General features: G+C 68.5%; 17 protein-coding genes. 10 read left to right on the top strand and 7 right to left on the bottom strand.

Features of this window, described 5'->3' with window-relative positions:
- Positions 1-2: 2 nt before the first annotated feature.
- Positions 3-1,001 carry a dTDP-glucose 4,6-dehydratase gene (gene rfbB, locus CJ226_RS03295; protein WP_062633745.1) on the bottom strand — a complete coding sequence of 333 codons (999 nt, stop codon included), beginning with the start codon at positions 999-1,001 and terminating at the stop codon, positions 3-5.
- Positions 998-1,870 carry a glucose-1-phosphate thymidylyltransferase RfbA gene (gene rfbA, locus CJ226_RS03290; protein WP_102208295.1) on the bottom strand — a complete coding sequence of 291 codons (873 nt, stop codon included), beginning with the start codon at positions 1,868-1,870 and terminating at the stop codon, positions 998-1,000. The genes rfbB and rfbA overlap by 4 nt, the downstream gene beginning before the upstream one ends.
- Before the next feature lie 107 nt (positions 1,871-1,977).
- Here rfbA and CJ226_RS17975 point away from each other — a divergent pair, with 107 nt between their 5' ends.
- The 5 genes from CJ226_RS17975 to CJ226_RS03265 are packed head-to-tail and all read left to right on the top strand — an operon-like array spanning position 1,978 to position 7,585.
- Positions 1,978-4,239, top strand: coding sequence for a hypothetical protein (locus tag CJ226_RS17975; protein ID WP_180964518.1), 2,262 nt, complete (start codon positions 1,978-1,980; stop codon positions 4,237-4,239).
- A gap of 49 nt (positions 4,240-4,288) precedes the next feature.
- The gene (locus tag CJ226_RS03280; protein ID WP_062633740.1) at positions 4,289-5,029 is read left to right on the top strand and encodes a glycosyltransferase family 2 protein; all 741 of its coding nucleotides are present in this window, start codon (positions 4,289-4,291) and stop codon (positions 5,027-5,029) included.
- Positions 5,026-5,403, top strand: coding sequence for a DUF2304 domain-containing protein (locus CJ226_RS03275; protein WP_062633739.1), 378 nt, complete (start codon positions 5,026-5,028; stop codon positions 5,401-5,403). The genes CJ226_RS03280 and CJ226_RS03275 overlap by 4 nt, the downstream gene beginning before the upstream one ends.
- The gene (locus CJ226_RS03270; protein WP_102208294.1) at positions 5,400-6,329 is read left to right on the top strand and encodes a glycosyltransferase family 2 protein; all 930 of its coding nucleotides are present in this window, start codon (positions 5,400-5,402) and stop codon (positions 6,327-6,329) included. The genes CJ226_RS03275 and CJ226_RS03270 overlap by 4 nt, the downstream gene beginning before the upstream one ends.
- On the top strand, positions 6,326-7,585 hold the full coding sequence (locus CJ226_RS03265) for a hypothetical protein (protein ID WP_146008192.1): 1,260 nt from the start codon (positions 6,326-6,328) through the stop codon (positions 7,583-7,585). Before CJ226_RS03270 ends, CJ226_RS03265 begins: the two co-directional genes overlap by 4 nt.
- Before the next feature lie 4 nt (positions 7,586-7,589).
- Here the strand turns inward: CJ226_RS03265 and CJ226_RS03260 are convergent, their stop codons facing one another.
- Positions 7,590-8,330, bottom strand: a complete 741-nt coding sequence (locus tag CJ226_RS03260) for a glycosyltransferase (RefSeq protein ID WP_102208292.1) — start codon at positions 8,328-8,330, stop codon at positions 7,590-7,592.
- Between the two features lie 100 nt (positions 8,331-8,430).
- Between CJ226_RS03260 and CJ226_RS03255 the strand changes: the two genes are divergently transcribed.
- Complete coding sequence (locus tag CJ226_RS03255) at positions 8,431-9,315, top strand: glycosyltransferase family 2 protein (protein ID WP_062633734.1); 885 nt, start codon at positions 8,431-8,433, stop codon at positions 9,313-9,315.
- Between the two features lie 69 nt (positions 9,316-9,384).
- On the opposite strand, the gene CJ226_RS17970 is transcribed toward CJ226_RS03255, so the two are convergent.
- The gene (locus CJ226_RS17970) at positions 9,385-11,310 is read right to left on the bottom strand and encodes a DUF6541 family protein (protein WP_102208291.1); all 1,926 of its coding nucleotides are present in this window, start codon (positions 11,308-11,310) and stop codon (positions 9,385-9,387) included.
- Between the two features lie 184 nt (positions 11,311-11,494).
- On the opposite strand from CJ226_RS17970, the gene CJ226_RS03245 reads away from it, so the two are divergent.
- A complete protein-coding gene (locus CJ226_RS03245; RefSeq protein ID WP_062633730.1) occupies positions 11,495-12,364 on the top strand; it encodes an ABC transporter permease in 870 nt (289 codons plus the stop codon).
- Positions 12,348-13,082 carry an ABC transporter ATP-binding protein gene (locus CJ226_RS03240; RefSeq protein ID WP_102208290.1) on the top strand — a complete coding sequence of 245 codons (735 nt, stop codon included), beginning with the start codon at positions 12,348-12,350 and terminating at the stop codon, positions 13,080-13,082. Before CJ226_RS03245 ends, CJ226_RS03240 begins: the two co-directional genes overlap by 17 nt.
- Before the next feature lie 56 nt (positions 13,083-13,138).
- On the opposite strand, the gene CJ226_RS03235 is transcribed toward CJ226_RS03240, so the two are convergent.
- Positions 13,139-14,212 (bottom strand): glycosyltransferase, encoded by a 1,074-nt coding sequence (locus tag CJ226_RS03235; protein ID WP_102208289.1) that lies wholly within the window; start codon positions 14,210-14,212, stop codon positions 13,139-13,141.
- Between the two features lie 122 nt (positions 14,213-14,334).
- Here CJ226_RS03235 and CJ226_RS03230 point away from each other — a divergent pair, with 122 nt between their 5' ends.
- Positions 14,335-16,098, top strand: a complete 1,764-nt coding sequence (locus CJ226_RS03230) for a DUF4012 domain-containing protein (protein WP_102208288.1) — start codon at positions 14,335-14,337, stop codon at positions 16,096-16,098.
- Between the two features lie 142 nt (positions 16,099-16,240).
- Positions 16,241-16,810 (top strand): hypothetical protein, encoded by a 570-nt coding sequence (locus tag CJ226_RS03225; protein ID WP_062633722.1) that lies wholly within the window; start codon positions 16,241-16,243, stop codon positions 16,808-16,810.
- A gap of 178 nt (positions 16,811-16,988) precedes the next feature.
- Here the strand turns inward: CJ226_RS03225 and CJ226_RS03220 are convergent, their stop codons facing one another.
- Positions 16,989-18,443, bottom strand: a complete 1,455-nt coding sequence (locus tag CJ226_RS03220) for an LCP family protein (RefSeq protein WP_062633720.1) — start codon at positions 18,441-18,443, stop codon at positions 16,989-16,991.
- Complete coding sequence (purE, locus tag CJ226_RS03215) at positions 18,440-18,907, bottom strand: 5-(carboxyamino)imidazole ribonucleotide mutase (protein WP_062633819.1); 468 nt, start codon at positions 18,905-18,907, stop codon at positions 18,440-18,442. Before purE ends, CJ226_RS03220 begins: the two co-directional genes overlap by 4 nt.
- Between the last annotated feature and the right edge of the window lie 59 nt (positions 18,908-18,966).

Genomic DNA, 18,966 nt, shown 5'->3' with positions numbered 1-18,966 from the left:
GCCTACTGCCCCTTCGTCGCGTAGAAGGCTTCGGTGGCGTCCTTGGACGGCGCCCACCACGCCTCGTTGTCGCGGTACCACTGGATCGTCGCCGCGAGGCCGGACTCGAAGTCCGCGTACTCCGGCGTCCAGCCCAGCTCCGTGCGGAGCTTGGTGGAGTCGATGGCATAGCGCAGATCGTGTCCTGCGCGGTCGGTGACGTGATCGTATGCGTCGCGCGGCTGACCCATCTCCTCGAGGATGAGCTCGACGACCTGCTTGTTGTTGCGCTCGCCGTCGGCACCGATGAGATAGGTCTCCCCGATCCGTCCCTGCTCGAGGATCGTGAGCACGGCCGACGAGTGGTCGTTCGCGTGGATCCAGTCGCGGACGTTCTCCCCTGCGCCGTACAGCTTGGGACGGATGCCGCGGATGACGTTGGTGATCTGCCGCGGGATGAACTTCTCGACGTGCTGGTACGGGCCGTAGTTGTTCGAGCAGTTCGAGATCGTCGCCTGCACCCCGAAGGACCGCACCCAGGCGCGCACCAGCAGGTCACTGCCGGCCTTGGTGGACGAGTACGGAGACGAGGGGTTGTACGGGGTCTGCTCCGTGAACCGCTGCGGGTCGTCGAGCTCCAGGTCCCCGTACACCTCGTCGGTCGAGATGTGGTGGAAACGACGCTCGTGACGACGCGCGGCTTCCAGCAGCGTGTAGGTGCCGACGATGTTCGTGTCCAGGAACGGGCGCGGGCTGTGCAGGGAGTTGTCGTTGTGTGACTCCGCCGCGTAGTGCACGACCGCATCCGCTTCGGCGGTGAGCCGGTCGACGAGTTCGGCGTCCGTGATGTCCCCGTGGACGAACTCCACCCGGTTCTCCGGCAGCCCGGCAAGCGACTCGCGATTGCCGGCGTAGGTCAGCGCGTCCAGGACGGTCACCGTGTGGTCCGTGTTCTCGACGACATAGTGCACGAAGTTGGATCCGATGAATCCGGCACCTCCCGTCACGAGCAGGCGAGTCATGCGTGTCCTCTCTTGAGAAGGTCCAGAAGATAGACGCCGTAGCCGCTCTTGACGAGCTTCTCGGCGCGCGCCCGGAGTTCGTCGTCGCTCAGGAAGCCCTGTCGCCAGGCGACCTCCTCCGGAACGCCGATCTTCAGCGAGGTCCGTCGTTCCATGGTGCGGACGTACTCGGCCGCATCGGTCATCTGGTCGAAGGTGCCGGTGTCGAGCCAGGCGGTCCCCCGGGGGAGCACCTCGACCTGCAGTTTCCCGCGTTCCAGGTACGCACGGTTCACATCGGTGATCTCGTACTCGCCACGCGCCGACGGGACGAGGTTGCGGGCGATCTCGACCACGTCGTTGTCGTAGAAATACAGACCGGGCACCGCATAGTTGCTCTTCGGCTGGGCGGGCTTCTCCTCGAGGGACACCGCCGTGCCGTCCGCATCGAACTCCACGACGCCGTACGCCTCGGGCTCCGCGACCCAGTAGGCGAAGATCGCGCCGCCGTCGATGTCGCGGAACCGCTGCAGCCGGCTGCCCAGCCCCGGTCCGTACAGGAGGTTGTCGCCGAGCACCAGGGCCACGCTGTCGTCGCCGATGAAGTCGGCGCCGATCGTGAACGCCTGGGCCAGGCCGTCCGGAGACGGCTGCTGCGCGAAGGTGAGGTTGATCCCGAACTGGGACCCGTCACCGAGGAGCCGCTCGAAGTGAGCAGCATCGTGCGGCGTCGTGATCACCAGGATGTCGCGGATGCCGGCGAGCATCAGCGTCGACAGCGGGTAGTAGACCATCGGCTTGTCGTAGACGGGGATGAGCTGCTTGGAGACGCCCAGAGTGATCGGGTGCAGACGAGTGCCCGATCCTCCCGCGAGAATGATGCCTTTCACCCCAACATCGTGCCACACCTCGACGAAGAGCCGCGGAACACGGCATGTTGACTTGCGTCACGCCAACCACAGTGGCACCATCAGCCCCTTTCCGCCACAATGGGCTTGTGAACGGCTCCCCCACCCCACGCCCGCGCACGCTGCTCTCCGGCGTCGCAGCGATCGTCTTCGCGATCTCCGTCCTGATCGCGACCCCGGCAGGTGCCGCGACCCCTCAGAACGCCGACGCACCCGCGGCGACATCCCTCACGGCGACCGCTGCAGCGGGGCCGGTGAAGTCTCTCGTGACCGATGGCTTTCGCGCCGGCAACATCATCTCGAACGACGTCTTCTATGACACGACGACGATGAGCGCCGCATCGATCGACTCCTTCTTCCGTTCCAAGGTGTCGTCGTGCCAGTCCGGCTACGTCTGCCTCAAGGACTATCGGCAGAACACGCCCAACCGCGCGGCGGATGCCTACTGCAACGGCTACCAGGGCGCCGCCAACGAGTCGGCGGCCACGATCATCGCCAAGGTCGCCCAATCCTGCGGGATCAACCCGCAGGTCTTCATCGTCATGCTGCAGAAGGAGCAGGGCCTCGTCACCCACACGTGGCCGAGCTCCTGGCGCTACACGATGGCACTCGGACAAGGCTGTCCGGACACGGCCCCGTGCGATCCCGCCTTCGCCGGGTTCTTCTATCAGATCTACGGCGCGGGCCGACAGATGAAGATCTACACCGAGGGCCGATACTTCACGTACTACGCCCCGGGCAGGACATGGAACATCCTCTACAACCCCAACGCCGCATGCGGCCGGGGTCCGGTCTACGTCGAGAACGAGGCGACCTCGGCCCTCTACTACTACACGCCCTACCAGCCCAACGCGGCCGCGCTGCGCGCCGGCTACGGCGAAGGCGACGGATGCTCCGCCTACGGCAACCGCAACTTCCACAACTACTTCACCGACTGGTTCGGATCGACGCAGATCTCGAAGAGGCCGACCGTCGGCACGATCATGGTGCCCGGCGGAGACAAGATCTACATGCTGATGGGCGGCGTGAAGTACCACGTGCGCTCCGCTGAGGATCTCGCCCCGTTCTCCGCGCGATACGGCGGGGTCACCGTCGTCTCGCCGGCATACCTGAACGGACTGCCGGAGGGACGGCCGATCACCCGGTACGTCCACGACCCCCGCACCGGCACGCTGTACCTGCTCGAGGCCGACGGCACCAAGCACCGGTTCGTCGACCCCGGCCAGGTCGCCCGCTTCGGATACGACTTCTCCTCCTATGTGAACCTCACCGGTGCGGTCGCTGATGCGTTCAGCACCGGCGCCGAGGTCGGGAACTACATCCGTTCCGGCTCGGCTCCCGAGGTCTACCTGATGGAGGGCGGGACCAAGCGCTACATCGCCACCGTCGACGCGTGGAACTCCGTGACCGGCGGCGCGCCGGCGTACGTCGCCTCCATGACGCCCGCCGTCGCGAATGCGGTGCCGAACGGCCGCATCATCGCCCCCGCCGGCACGCTGGTCAGGACCGCGGCGGAGAACCGCGTCTATCTCACGCTCCCGCAGGACCGCCTGGCCTATGTCCCCTCCTTCGGGCTCGCCTCCGAGTTCGGGGCATCGACATTCACGACCGTCCCCAACGGCGCGCTCGATGCGCATCAGCGGGTGCCCGGCGGCCTCAGCCCGGTCATCCAGTGCGGTCAGACACGCTATCTCGCGGCGGCGGGTTCCCTTCATCGCATCACCGGGAGCGACCTCGGTGGGATGGTCCCGTTCGTCGTCGCGGAGGCGGAATGCAGCGCCTTCAGGATCGCGAGCGACACGGTCAGCGCCCCGTTCTTCGTGCAGCCGCGAGGCACCGGGGAGGTCTACGTGATCGCGAGCGGCGCGCTCCGCTACGTGCGGACGCCCGCCGATCTGACCGCGCTGAACGGGTCGCGTCCGTTGGCGCTCCTGAGCTGGGCGCCGGAGACGACGTCGTGGTTCGGCGTCGGGGCGGAGTACGTGCCCGAGGGCGCCTTCGTGAACTTCCAGGGACGTCCCGAGGTCTACCGGTACACGCAGGGCGCCCTGCATCACGTGCGCAGCGCCGCGACGCTCACCGCCCTCGGCGGCGGCAAGACGCCACCGCTCCGCACGCTCCCCGGCGGCCGCTTCTCGAGCTTCACCGTCGGAGCACCTCTGCTGACGGAGAACGAGGACTTCGTGCAGTTCCAAGGCCGCCCAGAGGTCTATCGCTACGCGAACGCCTCCCTCCACCACGTTCAGAGCATGGCGACCCTGGTCCGGCTGGGCGGTGGCGCGGTTCCGCCGATCCTCAGTCTCGACGCCGCTTTCGCGAGCTCCTACGTCATCGGCTCCCCTCTGCCCTGACCCCCTTCCTCCCGGCGTGCACGCGCGCATCGGATAGGATCGAGGCACTATGAGCTCTGAGTCGGACCGCGTCCTCATCATCGTTCCGGCCTGGAACGAAGGACGCATCGTCGGCTCGACCGTCCAGGCGATCCGTGAGACCGACGAGCACTACGACGTCATCGTCGTCGACGACGGTTCGGAGGACGACACCGCCGCTGCCGCCCACGCGGCCGGGGCGACGGTGCTCTCCCTCCCGTTCAACGTAGGGGTCGGCGGCGCGATGCGAACCGGCTTCACGTACGCGCAGCGCGAGGGGTATTCGCGGGTGATCCAGGTGGACGCCGACGGTCAGCACAACCCCGCGGACATCTCGCGGGTCCTCGCGGGTCTGGAGGTCGCAGACATCTCCATCGGCGCCCGCTTCGCGGACGTGGGCGATTACTCGGTGCGGGGGCCGCGCCGCTGGGCGATGACCTTCCTCGCCGGCGCTGTCTCGCGGGTGGCCAAGGTCCGTCTCACCGACGTCACCAGCGGCTTCCGCGCCGCGAACTCCCGGGCCATCGCACAGTACGTGCGGTACTACCCGGCCGAGTACCTGGGCGACACCATCGACTCGCTCGTCGCGGCCTGTCACGCCGGCCTCCGGGTGACGCAGGTGCCCGTCGCGATGCGTCCTCGCGCGCACGGCACCCCGAGCCAGGGTCCGATCGGCGCTTCGGTCTACCTCCTTCGCTCCCTCTTCGCCTTGGGGCTGTCGATGTTGCGTCGTTCGAAACCCCTTCCCGACACGGAGGCCGTTGCCCGATGATCGTCGTCCTGGGCATCGTCCTCTCTCTCATCGCTCTGGGACTGGTCGGCTGGATGCTCCTCACTCGCCGCATCCAGGAGAAGTACGCGGTTCTGTGGATCCTCATCGCCCTCTGCGTGTTGATCCTCGGCCTCTTCCCGCAACTGCTCCTCTGGGCCACGGCCTTGATCGGCGTCCAGCTCCCTGCGAATCTGCTCTTCGCCTTGGCCATCCTGCTCCTCCTCGGCGTGACGCTGCACCTGTCCTGGGAGCTGTCCCGCGCGGAGGACGAGATCCGCAGGTTGGCCGAGGAGTCTGCCATCGCCCGAGCCCGGCTGGACCAGCTGCACGATCGAATGGACGCTCTCGACGAGCGCACGGCGGGTGAGGAATGACGGACATCAACGGCACGACCGACACACCCCCGAGGCCCGTCGCCGTCGTCACGGCCTTCCGGGCGCCTGATGATCTGGTCGAGCGGATCGCGTCCCTCAACGCGCAGGTCGACAAGGTCATCGTCGTCGACGATGGTTCGCACAGCCTGGGCCGCCTCGATCTCCGCGACCCAGACGTGGTCACGATCGAGTTGGAGGAGAACGTCGGCATCGCGGCCGCTCTCAACGTGGGACTGGACAAGGCCCGAGAGCTGGGCGCCACTCATGTCCTGACGATGGACCAGGACTCCTCCCTCCCCGGGGAGTACGTCCGCGAGGCCCTGCAGCATCTCCACCGGCTCCAGGCGCGCGGATTCCGCGTCGCCGCCGTCTCCCCGGCCCGCTTCGGAGAGTTCCTGGTGTCCACCACACCGGGGACGCCGCACCCACGCGACCCGATCCAGTCCGGGCAGGTCGTGCCCATGGCGGTGTTCGACGAGGTCGGCGGTTTCGACGAGCGCCTCTTCATCGACGGCGTCGACACCGAGTTCACGCTGCGGGCCCGCGGCGCCGGCTACGAATTCTGGGTGCTGCCCGGCGCCGATATGGATCACAGCCTTGGCGAGAAGATCCCGGTGATGGTCTTCGGCAGGCATCTGACGCTCTTCGGCAAGAAGCGGAACCACTACTACCACGCGCCGTTTCGCACGTACTACGCCGTGCGCAACGGCCTCGTCCTGTGGCGGCTCCATCGCCGTGGCAACCTCGGCTGGCTCACCCGACGCACCCTCGCGTTGTTCTGGGTGACGGCTCTCGGCATCGTGCTCTCCTCCGACCGCGACGCGCAGTTCATCGCGACCGTCCACGGCCTCGGCGACGGCATGCGCATGCGACTCGGGCGCATCCCGGAGAAGACGCTCCGCGCCCTCGCTCGGCGACGGCGATGAGTGCACCCGAGACGCCATCGCGCTTTCGTCGTGCCCTGGTGCCGATCCAGCGGATGGGCGGATTCTCCGCTTCGATCCTCCTGAGCTCGGTGATCGGCATCTTCACGATTCCGATCCTTGTCCTCGCGCTCGACGACGAGGGCTGGGCCTCGATCGGTGTCCTGCAGACCACCGGACAGTTGGCCGCCGTGTTCGTCGCATTCGGCTGGGGTGCCACCGGCCCCAGCATCGTGGCCAGCCTCTCCCCCGATCAGCGCGTGGGCTTCTACCGCTCGTCATTCCGGATCCGCGGCATCCTCTACCTGGCAACCGTTCCCGTCGTCACCGTGCTCCTCGCTCTCCTTTTGCGCGGGGATCTGCTCCTCGCCGTGCTGGGAGCCTTGGCCTACGTCCTCCCCGCGCTCGGCGCGGGCTGGTACTTCACGGGCATCGCGCGTCCCGGCGCCTTCTTCGTGCTCGAGGCGCTGCCGAGCGCCCTCGGCACGGTGGCCGGTGTGTGGATGGCCGCGGTGACACGTCAAGCCTGGGTCGTGCCCTTCGGCCAGCTGGCCGGCACCGGGCTCGCCGTGGCCCTGTCGTACTTCTTCATCGTCCGACGAGGCCGGACGCCGCACGCCGAGGCGCCCCCTCTTCGCTTCTGGCAGACCCTGGCCGAACAGCGACACGCAGTGACGACCGCCGTCACGAGCGCCGTCTACGTGGCGATGCCGGTTCTCCTGCTCACGACCTTCTTCCCTCAGGGCCTGCCGGTGTACCTCATCGCCGACCGCTTCTTCCGTTACGCGGTGCTGGCCTTCCTCCCCATCCAGCAGTTCTTCCAGGGCTGGGTGCCCGCCGATCCCACGCAAGTCGACCGCCGCGCGCGGATCGCTTTCCTCGCGGGCTCGGTGATCGGAGCAGTGGGCGGAATCTGCGTCGCGCTCCTCACGCCCGTCGTCTCCCCGTTCTTCCACATCGACGTGCCACTGGAGGTGTCTGTACCGCTCGGCTTCGCCTTCTTCGGCGTCGCTCTCTCGGCTGTCGTGGGATATGCCTGTCTCGTCGTCCTGGGACGCACCGACTTCCTCGCCACGTCGACGGTCGTCGGCGCCGTGGTCGGCATCCCCGCCGTCGCCGTTGCCGCGCTGCTGCACTCGCTCCCCGGCGTGGCCAGCGCCGTGGCGGCGACCGAGCTCATCGTCGCCGGAGTACAGATCGTCGTCCTGCTTCGCACGCTGCGTCAGCGCCGCCTGCGCTCCGACGAGACGACGCGGTGACCGTCTAGGCCTTGACGCGTCGCCGGAAAGCTTCGAGGATCGCGCGGCCGGTCATGATCCGGGCCCGGAGGATCGTCCCGAGGCTCCGACCGGTCTTCGATGAATTGGCGTCGTGAATGCGCCGCGAGATGGTGTCCTGTTCGAGATGGCGGACCGAGTGATCGGCATTCGCCACGTAGCCGAGCCACTGATCGTGGGTCTCGGTCAGGTACGACGGGAACGGCAGGATGCGCTCGCGCAGATCGGACCGGAAGGCCATGCAGCAGCCGTAGTAAGGGCGTGTCCCGAACCAGATCCAGAAGATGTTGCGCCGCCACCGCGTGCTGTCGACCGCCCTGAGCCGTCGAGCCTGCACTGCGGTGAGTGCCCCGCCGAAAGAGCCGAAGTTCGACACCACCAATTCGACGTCGTCGAGGGCCTCGATCATGCGGTCGACCCGGCCGGGCAGCCAGACGTCGTCCTGATCGGAGAGGAAGATGACGTCCCCCTCGGCCAGCGCGATCGCACGCTCGAACGTGCGCATGTACCCGTTGTTCCGCTCGGAGCGGATCAATCGGATGCGGGCGTCGCCGATACCCTGCACCAGCTCCACGGTCTCGTCCTGCGAACAGTCGTCGATGACGATGAGCTCGTCCCCCTCGGCGAGCTGAGCGAGGATCGACGAGATCTGCTCGACGATGAACGCAGCACCGTTGTACGCGGCCATGCAGACGCTCACCATCGGACGGTCACTGCGGTGGAGCATGGGTCCTGTCCAACGGGGTCATTGAGGAAGTACACACTAGACTAGTGGTTCGCGTGCCTACGCGTCGAAGCGCACCCGCGCCCCCAAGGAGGAGACCCCAATGACCGCTGCCATCGACGTCATGCTCCCGTACTACGGCGATGTCGCGCTCATGAAGCTCGCGGTGCGAAGTGTGCTCGACCAGTCTTTCACGGACGTGCGTCTGGTGGTCATCGACGACGGATACCCCGACCCCGAGCCCGCTCGCTGGTTCGGCGAGATGCGCGATCCGCGGGTCACCTACCTCCGCAACGAGACGAACCTCGGCGCGAACGGCAACTATCGCAAGGCCGTCGAGCTCGTCGAGGCCGACTGGTTCGTGATGATGGGTGCCGACGACGTGATGCGCCCGGACTACCTCGCCACCGTCGCGGATGCCGCGCAGCGCTACGACGTCGACCTCATCCAGCCCGGAGTCGAGGTCATCGACGAGAACGGGTCGCGTGTCCTTCCTCTGGTGGACCGGGTGAAGAAGCTGATCACTCCTCGCGTCGAGGGTCACGGCGCCGCGATCGGGGGCGAAGACCTGGCGGCCAGCCTGATGCGCGGCGACTGGGCCTACTTCCCCTCCATCGTGTGGCGCACCGAGGTCGTCCAGCGCATCGGGTTCCGCACGGGTCTCGATGTCGTCCAGGATCTCGCCCTGATCCTGGACATCGTCAAGCAGGGCGGCAAGATGGCACTGCTGACGGATGTCGTCTTCGACTACCGCCGGCACTCTCAGTCCGATTCGTCCGTGCGCGCCCTCGATGGCCGGCGCTTCGACGAGGAGCGTTCGTTCTTCCTGTCCGAAGCGGAGAGCTTCGACCGGCTCGGCTGGCCGCGGGCTGCCCGATTCGCCCGCCGCCACCTCACCTCGCGCCTCAACGCCGCGTCGCTCCTCCTCAAAGCTGCTCGCACACCGGGAGGCTCGGTGAAGGCGCTGATGAGGCACATCTGGCGCTGAGCGCAGGACCCCGTCCGAGACGGGCACCCGCCGTACGCCCTGGGCCTCGTCAGCGGCTCAGGGCGGTCTTCAGTCGCACAGCACGATCTCGTAGAGAACCGCGTCTCCGACCGCGTCCACCTCTTCGACGGCGTCTGAGGACTCCAGCCGGTCCAGGCCCCGGTACACGTGCACGCCGTCGTTGATCTCCTGCTCGCCGAAATCGAGGACGTACTCCGCCCCCAGCCGGTCGAGCGCTCCGCACAGCGCGTCGCTCGGGCGCGCGGAATCCAGTCGATCCAACACCACCGACATGTCCTCGGTGACGTCCATGAGCGTGTGGGGCATGACGACCTGACGATCGGCGAGTGCATACGCGAGCGCTGTTCCGGTCCAGGGGCTCCCGAGGATCACGGCGTCCTCCGGTACGTGGGCGTCGAGACGCTCCAGGAGCGCGAGCTCGTCCGTCGTCACCAGGCGGGAGCCGTCGGTGACCGCGAACGCGCCCTGCGCGCTCGCCACCGCCTGCCGCATGGTCGCCGCCTGCGGGACGACCACGAGAACGAGCACCGCCACGGTCGCCCCGACTCCGCGAGCGAGACGGGGAGACATCCGCGCGAGCCGGGGGCTCAGCAGCGTCCACAGACGGTGGCCGCCGATCGCCGCCAGCGGCACCCAGGTCATCGGGAGCAGCGCGGCCAGGCGCGGTGCGTTGTTGTACCAGACGCCGGTCAGCATGTCCCGCGGGAGGGCGTACGGCAGCGCGGAGACGACGATGTAGAGCGCGGCGGCGGCGAAGAGGAAGGACAGCGCGATCATGTCGCTCGCCGAGCGACGGCGCACCGCGACGACCGCGCCGACGGCGACGAGCGCCGCGACCACGAGGTTGACCGGCGCCGCCCAGACCGAGACGGTCAAGACCTCGCCCACGGCCTGCCCCACGGTCTCCGTCGTGCCCCACGTCCTCGCGTCCGCCGACGGTCGCAGGACGTACCACGCGACGGCGAGCAAGGCTCCGAGCACCAGGATCGCCACGGTCGCGATGATCTTGGACCGTGATGACGCCTCCGAACGCATCAGCTGCACCCAGCGGACGGCGAGGACGAGCGCGACGAAGAGCAGCAGCGCGACGAGGCCGCTCGGGTGCGCGATGGCGATCGCCGGAACGGTGCCCGCCGCGCCGAGGAGAAGGACCCACCGCTGGGTCCATATCGTCATCGCGGAGGCATCGATGATGAAGGCGACGGGCACGGCGATCATGCTCAGCGCCATCATGTACGGGAAGAGCACCCCGTACTCCACGAGCAGCAGAGGATAGGCCGGCAGCGCGACGCTGACGGCAGCCCCCGTCACGAGCACAGGGGTCGACGCGCCGAACAGCGACCGCGTCAGGAGGAGCATCGACACCGGCCAGACGAAAGCGCCGAAGAAGATCATGACGGCGTTCGACGCCACCGGGATGCTCGCACCGGTCAGCTGCACCGCAAGGGCCGCGACCGCGTGCCACCCCGTGGGATAGAACGGAAGGTTCCCGCTGGGGGCGGTCGTCATTGCTCCGACCGTCAACGGCGAGGCAGAAGCGGTGTCCAGCGCGTACCGGATGGCGTTCAGATGGAAGATGTTGTCGAACGTCTGCGAGAAGTTGTCCGGTGCGCCGATCACGATGAGGAACTGGATGATGGCGATCAGCACCGCTCCGATGAGCGCGAGGACACCGGCGCGAGAGAGGGCGCGCGGCACCGGACGCGCCGCACGGGAACGAAGCAGGGTCAACCGCAGCACGATGATGACACCGAGGATCCCCAGCGCGACGATCGCGACGGGAAGCGCTCCCCACGGCAGCCCGAGCATCGGGGCCGCGATCGAGGCGAGCACGATCACGGTGGTCCCCGCCGGTGCGGCGAGGGCGACGGCGGCGAGGCCGCGGAACCCGAGCGCGAACGAGGCGAGAAGCCCCGGGATGAGGACCACGCCGACGACGGCGAGCACGCTGAGCCCGAGATCGATCCAAGCCATGTACGCCGCGCCCTCCTCTTCGACGCTCGGATATCGACCGCCGGCGTCGATCCTAGCGAGAATCAGCTGAGCACAGCCCGACACTCCGCGCCGATGCTGCCTGAGAAACCCGCGTCCGCCGACAACCTATGATTGGTGAGGCGTTCGACAGACCAGAACGCCCAACGGAGGTGATGAGACGGCCGTGTCCCAGATTTCTGCGCCGATGGACCAGAAGCTGACGCAGCCAGGAGCGAGCAACGGGCTCTTCGACGTCTTCCGACGCCGTTACCTGTTGAGTCTGATCATCCGCAAGGAGGTGGGCATCCGCTATCGCGGGTCCGTCCTCGGATGGCTCTGGTCGTATGTGAAGCCGCTGATCCAGTTCCTGGTCTTCTTCTTCGCCCTCGGCGTCTTCCTCCGCCTCAACGACAGCATCGAGTACTACCCGTTGTACCTGCTGTCGGGCATCACGGCGGTCACCTTCTTCAACGAGTCGTTCTCGAACGCGACGCGGTCGCTCGTCGACAACGCTGCGCTCATCAAGAAGATCTACTTCCCGCGGCAGATGTTCCCGATCGCGAGCACCATGGTCGCGGCGATCAACACCATCCCGCAGATCATCGTGGTCATCGTCATCGCGCTGTTCTACGGCTGGACGCCGACGGTCCTCGGCATCGCCGCGCTGCTCCTCGGCCTCGTGATCATCGCTCTGCTCGCGACGGGCCTCGGCATGCTCTTCGGTGCGATCAACGTCACGTTCCGCGACGCCCAGAGCTTCGTCGAGATCATCGTGATGGTGTCCATCTGGGCGTCGCCCGTGATGTACCAGTGGCAGATGGTGGCCGACAACGTCCCCGAATGGCTGTTCAACCTGTACGCGTTGAACCCCATCACCGGCGCCGTCGAGCTGTTCCACTACAGCATCTGGCACGCGCTCGACCCGGCGAACGCCCAGCCGCTGCCCGCGCTGTGGGAGCACGCGCTGATCGCGCTCGCCGTCTCCACCGTCATCGTCATCATCGGGGAGCTCGTCTTCCGCCGTCTGGAGGGTCGATTTGCCCAGGACCTCTGACACGCCTCGCATCCTCGTCGAGGACGTGCACAAGCACTTCAAGCTCCGTCACACCCACTCCATCAAGGAGACCTTCGTCGCGGCCATGCGCCGCAAACCGCTGACGTCGGAGTTCCAGGCGCTCGACGGCGTCTCCTTCTCGATCGGCGAGGGGGAAGCGGTGGCCCTCATGGGCTTCAACGGCTCGGGCAAGTCCACGATGCTGAAGCTGATCTCCGGGGTCCTCCGGCCCGATGAGGGGTCCGTGCGCACCCGCGGCCGCGTCGCCGGTCTGATCGAGGTCGGCGCGGGATTCCACCCCGACCTCTCCGGTCGCGAGAACATCTACCTGAACGCGGCGATCCTCGGGATGTCGAAGAAGGAGACGCAGGAGCAGTTCGACGCCATCGTCGAGTTCAGCGAGATCGAGAAGTTCATCGACACGGAGGTCAAGCACTACTCCTCGGGCATGTTCCTCCGACTCGCTTTCTCGGTGGCCATCCACACGCAGGTGGACATCCTCCTGATCGACGAGATCCTGTCCGTCGGCGATGAGCCGTTCCAGCGCAAGTGCATCCAACGCGTCCGTGAGCTCCACGCCGACGGCAAGACCCTCGTCGTCGTGAGCCATGATCTGAACATGGTGTCGGACCTCTGCGAGCGCGGCATCGTCATTCAGCAGGGGAAGGTCGCCTTCGACGGCGACAGCAAGCACGCCGTCGAGCTGATGCGCGCCTGACCGACGTCATCAGCCGCGAGGCGGTTCCGCCGGCGTGACCGGTGGTCCGGACCTCATCACAGATCGGCGTGCAACGCCCAGACGCGTTCCGCGGAGCTGTCCCAGGAGAACGCGCGCGCACGGTCCGCGGCAAGCACACGCAGGCGGTCGCCCGCGTCGCCCGCGACATCCGCGACCGCGTCGGGGATGTCCTCCGCCGACACGAGCAACCCGCCGTCGGCGATCACGTCGCGGTGCGCGCCGCTGTCGACGGCGACGACGGCCGCGCCCACGGTCATGGCCTCGACCGCGCGCCATGGCCAGGCGGAGGTCGGGTCCGTGGCGATGAAGGCCCGGGAGCCGGACAGCACGGCGGCGCGGTCGGCGCCGTCCAGGGTGCCGCGAATGTGGGCGCGGCGCTCCGGGAGTCCGGCGGCCGCGGCGACCTCGGCGAGGCGGGGTTCCGCGCCTTCCCCTGCCCCGAGCACCACGGCGTCCAGCCCTGCAGCGACCGCCCCGCGGAAGCCGGCGGACAGGGTCTGCTCCGGGCCCGCGAGGACGACGTAGTCCTCGGGAAGCGACAGCTCCTCGCGACGCCGCCGGGCGTCCACCGGGACTCTCAGGTCTCGAGGGGACGCGCCGGCGATGACGCGGAGGCGATCCCCGAGCTTCGTCAGCTCGGACAGGCGCTCGGCCATCGCATGCGACGGGACGACCACCGCGTCGGCGTGTCGGACAGCCCGCCGCACCATGCCCCGGTGCCAGGCCACCGCGGCGCGAGACAGCTCGGAGGGCGCCTCCCAGGCACGCAGGTCCCAGAGGGTGACCGTGGTCTGATCGTTGTCGTGCACGCGATCGTGGCGCACGAGAGGGGCGAGAAGCGTGGGCGCATGGATGAGCCCGCCGCCCACGCCCGGAGCGATGCCGAGCTGCCACGAGGCCGCGAGCTCCCGACGCCCGATCGGGAGGCTGCGCACATCGCCGATCCCCGGGAGCGCCACCTCAGCCCCCGCAGGGACGATCGCATCCACCGCGCAGTTCGGCGGCGCTGTCTGGACGAGACCCGTGGCGAGGTCTCTCGACGCCCATGCCTGGTCGGGGTCGACGACATGCACCAGCTGATCGAGAACAACACGCAGCCGAGCACCCATGCCTTCAGGCTAACGGCGGGACGCCGAGCATCTGCGGAGCGCAGCGCCTTCGGCGGTCAGTACTCAGCGTTCCCACAGCATGGGGCTCTCACCCCCATGCCCCTGCATGCTTGAATGCCAGCATGAGCGATGGTCGACTTCCCGTCCGGCGCCGGTGGGTCGGGTGGACCATCGGCCTCCTCGTCACGCTGATCGTCCTGGCGATCGGCTGGGTCACCGTGCGCGGGATCGGCGCGGTGGACAACCTGCAGCAGGTCGCGAAAGCCACGAGCCAGCTCAAGCAGTCCATCGCCGCCGGCGATCTGGACGGCGTGGCGCCCGTCGCAGATCGCATCGCCCGGAATGCGGAATCCGCGCGGTCTCTGACCGGAGATCCGGTATGGCAGGCCTTCGCCGTCTTGCCGTGGATCGGTCCGAACTTTCGCGCGGTGAGCGAGATCGCGGTGATCGCCGACGAGGTCTCCTCGGACGCCCTCGGTCCCCTCCTCGACGTCGCCGACGACATCGACCTCTCGAGCCTCGGCCTCTCCGGCGGGGCGATCGATCTCGCCCCCTTCGCGGAGATCGAGGAACCCCTCGGCACGGCAAGCGCGGCCGTGACCTCGGCGGAGGACCGCGCGCGGCGGATCGACGCCGATGCCACCCTCCCGCCCCTGGCCGACGCGGTCCGGGAGATGCGTGACGCGGTCACCCAGGCCGCGACAGCGGTGGGGGCCCTGCACGGCGCATCCGTGCTCCTGCCACCGATGCTGGGCGGCGATGGTCCGCGCACCTACGTGCTCGCGATGCAGAACAACGCCGAGCTGCGGTCGTCGGGTGGGATCGTCGGCTCCATCGCACTGCTGCGGGCCGAGAACGGCAGGATCACCCTGCAGCAGCAAGCCTCGACGCGCGACTTCCCCCCGCTGGACGCCGCGCTTCCGCTCAGCGACAGCACCGTCGCCCTCTTCGAGGACCGCCCCGGCCGCTATCTGCAGAACATCACGAGCATCCCGGACTTCCGCGAGGCCGGCGAGACCATCGCGGCCCGATGGGAAGGCCGGTTCGGCGGAAAGGTCGACGGCGTGATCGCCGTGGACGCACTGGTGGCGGCGCATCTCATGCAGGCCACCGGCGACCTGACGTTCGGCCCCTTCACCGCGACGGCGGACACCGTGACCGGCATCCTGCTCTCCGAGATCTACGCCGCGGTCCCCGATCCCGCCGTCCAGGACGACATCTTCGCGCAGGCCGCCGGCGGGCTCTTCGGCGCCGCACTGTCGAACGCGAAGCCACAGGAGCTGGTCCGCGCCCTCGCGGACGCCGCCGGGGAAGGACGCATCCGCCTCTGGAGCGCGCACGAGCCGGAGGAGGCCCTCCTCGCGGCGAGCGCCCTGGGGGGCGCGCTCCCCCAGGACGCCGCCGATTCGGTGGCAGTGGGCGTGCTCTTCAACGACGGCACGGGCGGCAAGATGGACTACTACACCCGTGCCTCCATCGCGACGGCGGTCGGGACCTGCGCGGGAGCGCCGACGACGCAGGTGCGCGTGACCTGGACGAACACCGCACCCGCCGATGCCGCCACCGCGCTGCCGCCGTACGTCACCGGCGACGGCGTCTACGGGGTTCCCCCGGGAAGCGTGCGCACGCTGATCGCCGTCTACGGCCCCCAGGGCGCGCTCCCTTCGCACATCGATCGTGACGGCGCCGAGGAGGGCGTCCAGACGACCACCATCGAGGACCGGGCCGTCGTGCAGCACGAGGTGCTGCTCGCACCGGGAGAGTCCACGACCGTCACGGTGGAGTTCCAGGGCGAGGGCGCGGGAGAACGGCTGACGGAAGTGCGGCACACGCCGCTGATCGTCGATCCGAAGCTGATCCGCGACACCCTGCGCTGCGGCTCGTGACATCCGCCGACGGATGAGGTACTGTCATCTCACTGGGGAATAACCGGGGTCCGTGAACCTGCCGTGGGGGCAGGGGGCCTCGCGCAGTCGGATGCAGGGGTGTATCCGGAGGCGATTCCGCGTGAAATTCTGGGGAGAAATCATGCTGAAGAAACTGGCTGCCATCAGCCTTACCGCTGGCGCGCTCATCCTGGCCGCGCCGACCGTCGCCTCTGCCGCGCCGAGCGACTCGTACCCGTCTCCGCCGAGCGCGAAGGTGGGTGACGCGATCATCGACACCTGCGAGGTCTCCACCGTCGCCTTCGGCGCCGGGTTCTTCGAGCCGTCGGAGACCGTGGGCGTGTCCGTGTCAGGCCGGAACGCCGGTGCCGCCGCCATCTCGGGCAACACCGCCGCTTCCGACGGCAGCCTGACGGTGACGTTCCGCCCGCCCTCCGACGGACAGGGGGCCTATGCCCTCGACTTCGCCGGCTCGCGACCGTACACCGCCATGGTGACGGTGTCGCACGGGAACACGGCCGCATCGAGCTGCGACCACGATCCGGGAGTCGCCGCGCCCGCCGGCACGGAGCTCCCGCTCACCGGCGGTGGCATGGAACTCGCCCTCACCGGTGGATCCGTATCGCCCTGGGTCCTCGGCGGTGGAGCGGTCGCTCTGGTCGCCGGTGGTGCCCTCGTCGCCGTCGGAGCCGCGCGCCGCAAGCGCGCCTGAGCCGCGCGCCGCACGCGCGCCTGAGCCAGGCTGCCGCCTCGTGCGGTGGTCGGCTGGACGACGGTGATCCCTCCCCCTCCGATCACCGTCGTCTGGCGCATCCGGTCATGCACCGGACGGCCCACGGGTGATGTTCCCGGGAACATCGCCCGTGGGCTGCGTCATGCCCGGGGCGCGCTCACGGAGTGGGCGTCGGCGTCTCCGTCGGCGGATGCAGCTTCTCCTGCATGAGCTCGTGGATGAAGTCGTAGTTCGGGTCCAACTCGTCGACACCGTTCTCGGGCGTGAGCTCGACGGTCTGGACCGGCTGCTCCTTCGCCTTGAGCATCAGATCGAAGAACTCCGGCAGCTTGCCCTGGGGGAGATCGGTGCTGATGAGCGCCGTCCCCGCGGCCGCCACCTCGTTGAACCGGGTGAGGACGGTCTGCGGAGTGAACTGGGCGAGGATCGCCTCCTGCAGCTCTCGCTGCCGCTTCATGCGGTCCCAATCGCTGGTCGTGTACCGCGAGCGGGCGTACCACTGCGCCGTGTCGCCGTCCATGTGCTGCGCACCCGGCTCGATCCAGCCGATCGCCCATTCGTTCACGTCGGTTCCCGACCAGCCCTCGGGCGGGCCGCCCTTGGGCAGGCGCTCCGTGACGGTGATGTCGACGCCGCCGAGCGCGTCCACGAGGTCGGCGAAGCCGTGCATGTCGACGAACACGTAGTACGGGATCTCGATGCCGAGCACGCCCTCCGCCGCGTCCTTGGTCGCCTCGATGCCGGGCGCCGAGCCGGCGGCCTCCGCATCGGGGTAGAGTCCGGTCCCCTTGTCCTCGCGGCACACCTCGGCGGCGTTCCGGACGTGATTCATCCAGCCGTTCCAGCCGCAGGATGACGACGCGTAGCCCTGGAATCCGTCCGGATAGAGCTCCTGCATCGGGCTGCCGTCGCTGAACGGGGCGTGCGGGAGCTCGCGCGGGATGCCGGTGATGGTGACCGCGCCGGTCTCGGCGTTCACGGAGACCACGGAGATGCTGTCGAATCGCATCGAGTCGCGCCCGTCACCGCTGTCCGCACCGAGCAGCAGGATGTTGTAGTAGCCGTCGCTCGGCGGCAGGCTCGGGCCGCTCTGCCCGAAGATGGCGCCGACGCTTCCACGCACGGAGCCCACAGCCGTCGCCGCATAACCGGTGACCCCGCCGACCAGCCCGAGCAGGACGAGGGCGACGACAGGGATCAGGAACCGCGACGGGGCGGGGACCTTCACGAGCCGGACGAGGCGGAGCGTGTCGAAGGTGAGCACGACCCAGAGGACGACGACGCCGACGAGCAAGACCTGCACGAGGGTGAGGAGGGCCGCGGACACGAGGCCGCCGCCGATCGTGAGCCAGAGGAAGACGGGGCGTGCGAACAGCGCGAGACCGAGGGCGACGATCGCGAGGACCCACGTGGTCAGGGTGACCCCGAGACCGAACCGCCCCAGACGGCGGTTCCCGGCCAGGACCTGGGCCGACCCAGGGAGCAGGACGTTGAGCCCGACGAGCCACCAGGCGCGTTTCGACATGAGCCGGGCATCGCCGGAGTCGGGGTGCCGCAGCGGCCGCGTCTCGATGAGCGGGCGCCGCGTCGCGCGCGGGGGCGCAAGGGTCACAGCGAGCCCTTCAGCCGATCGTTCTTCTCCTCGACCTGAGCCTCGAGGTCGACGGCGTAGGCCTCGACGCGGTCGGCGAGCTCGTCGTCCGCGGCACCGAGGATCCGGGCCGCGAGCAGACCCGCGTTGCGGGCGCCGCCGATGGAGACCGTCGCGACCGGGATCCCTGCGGGCATCTGCACGATCGAGAGGAGCGAATCCATGCCGTCCAGATACGCCAGCGGCACGGGCACCCCGACGACGGGCAGCGCTGTCATGGACGCGAGCATGCCGGGGAGGTGAGCGGCACCGCCGGCGCCGGCGATGATGACGCGCAGCCCGCGGGACCGGGCCTCCCGGGCGTACGACATGAGCTTGTCCGGCGTGCGGTGGGCGGAGACCACCTCGACCTCGTGCGGGATCCCGAAGTCGGTGAGCGCCTGGGAGGCGTCGCTCATGACGCGCCAGTCGGAGTCGGATCCCATGACGACGCCGACCAACGGGGTGGCGGAGGAGTGCAGTGGCTCGGTCACCAGATCAGGCT

Source organism: Microbacterium sp. UMB0228 (genome assembly GCF_002871415.1).
Classification (GTDB): Bacteria; Actinomycetota; Actinomycetes; order Actinomycetales; family Microbacteriaceae; genus Microbacterium.
Note: the sequence above shows the minus strand (reverse complement) of the source record. Positions and strands in the feature narration are given on the sequence as shown.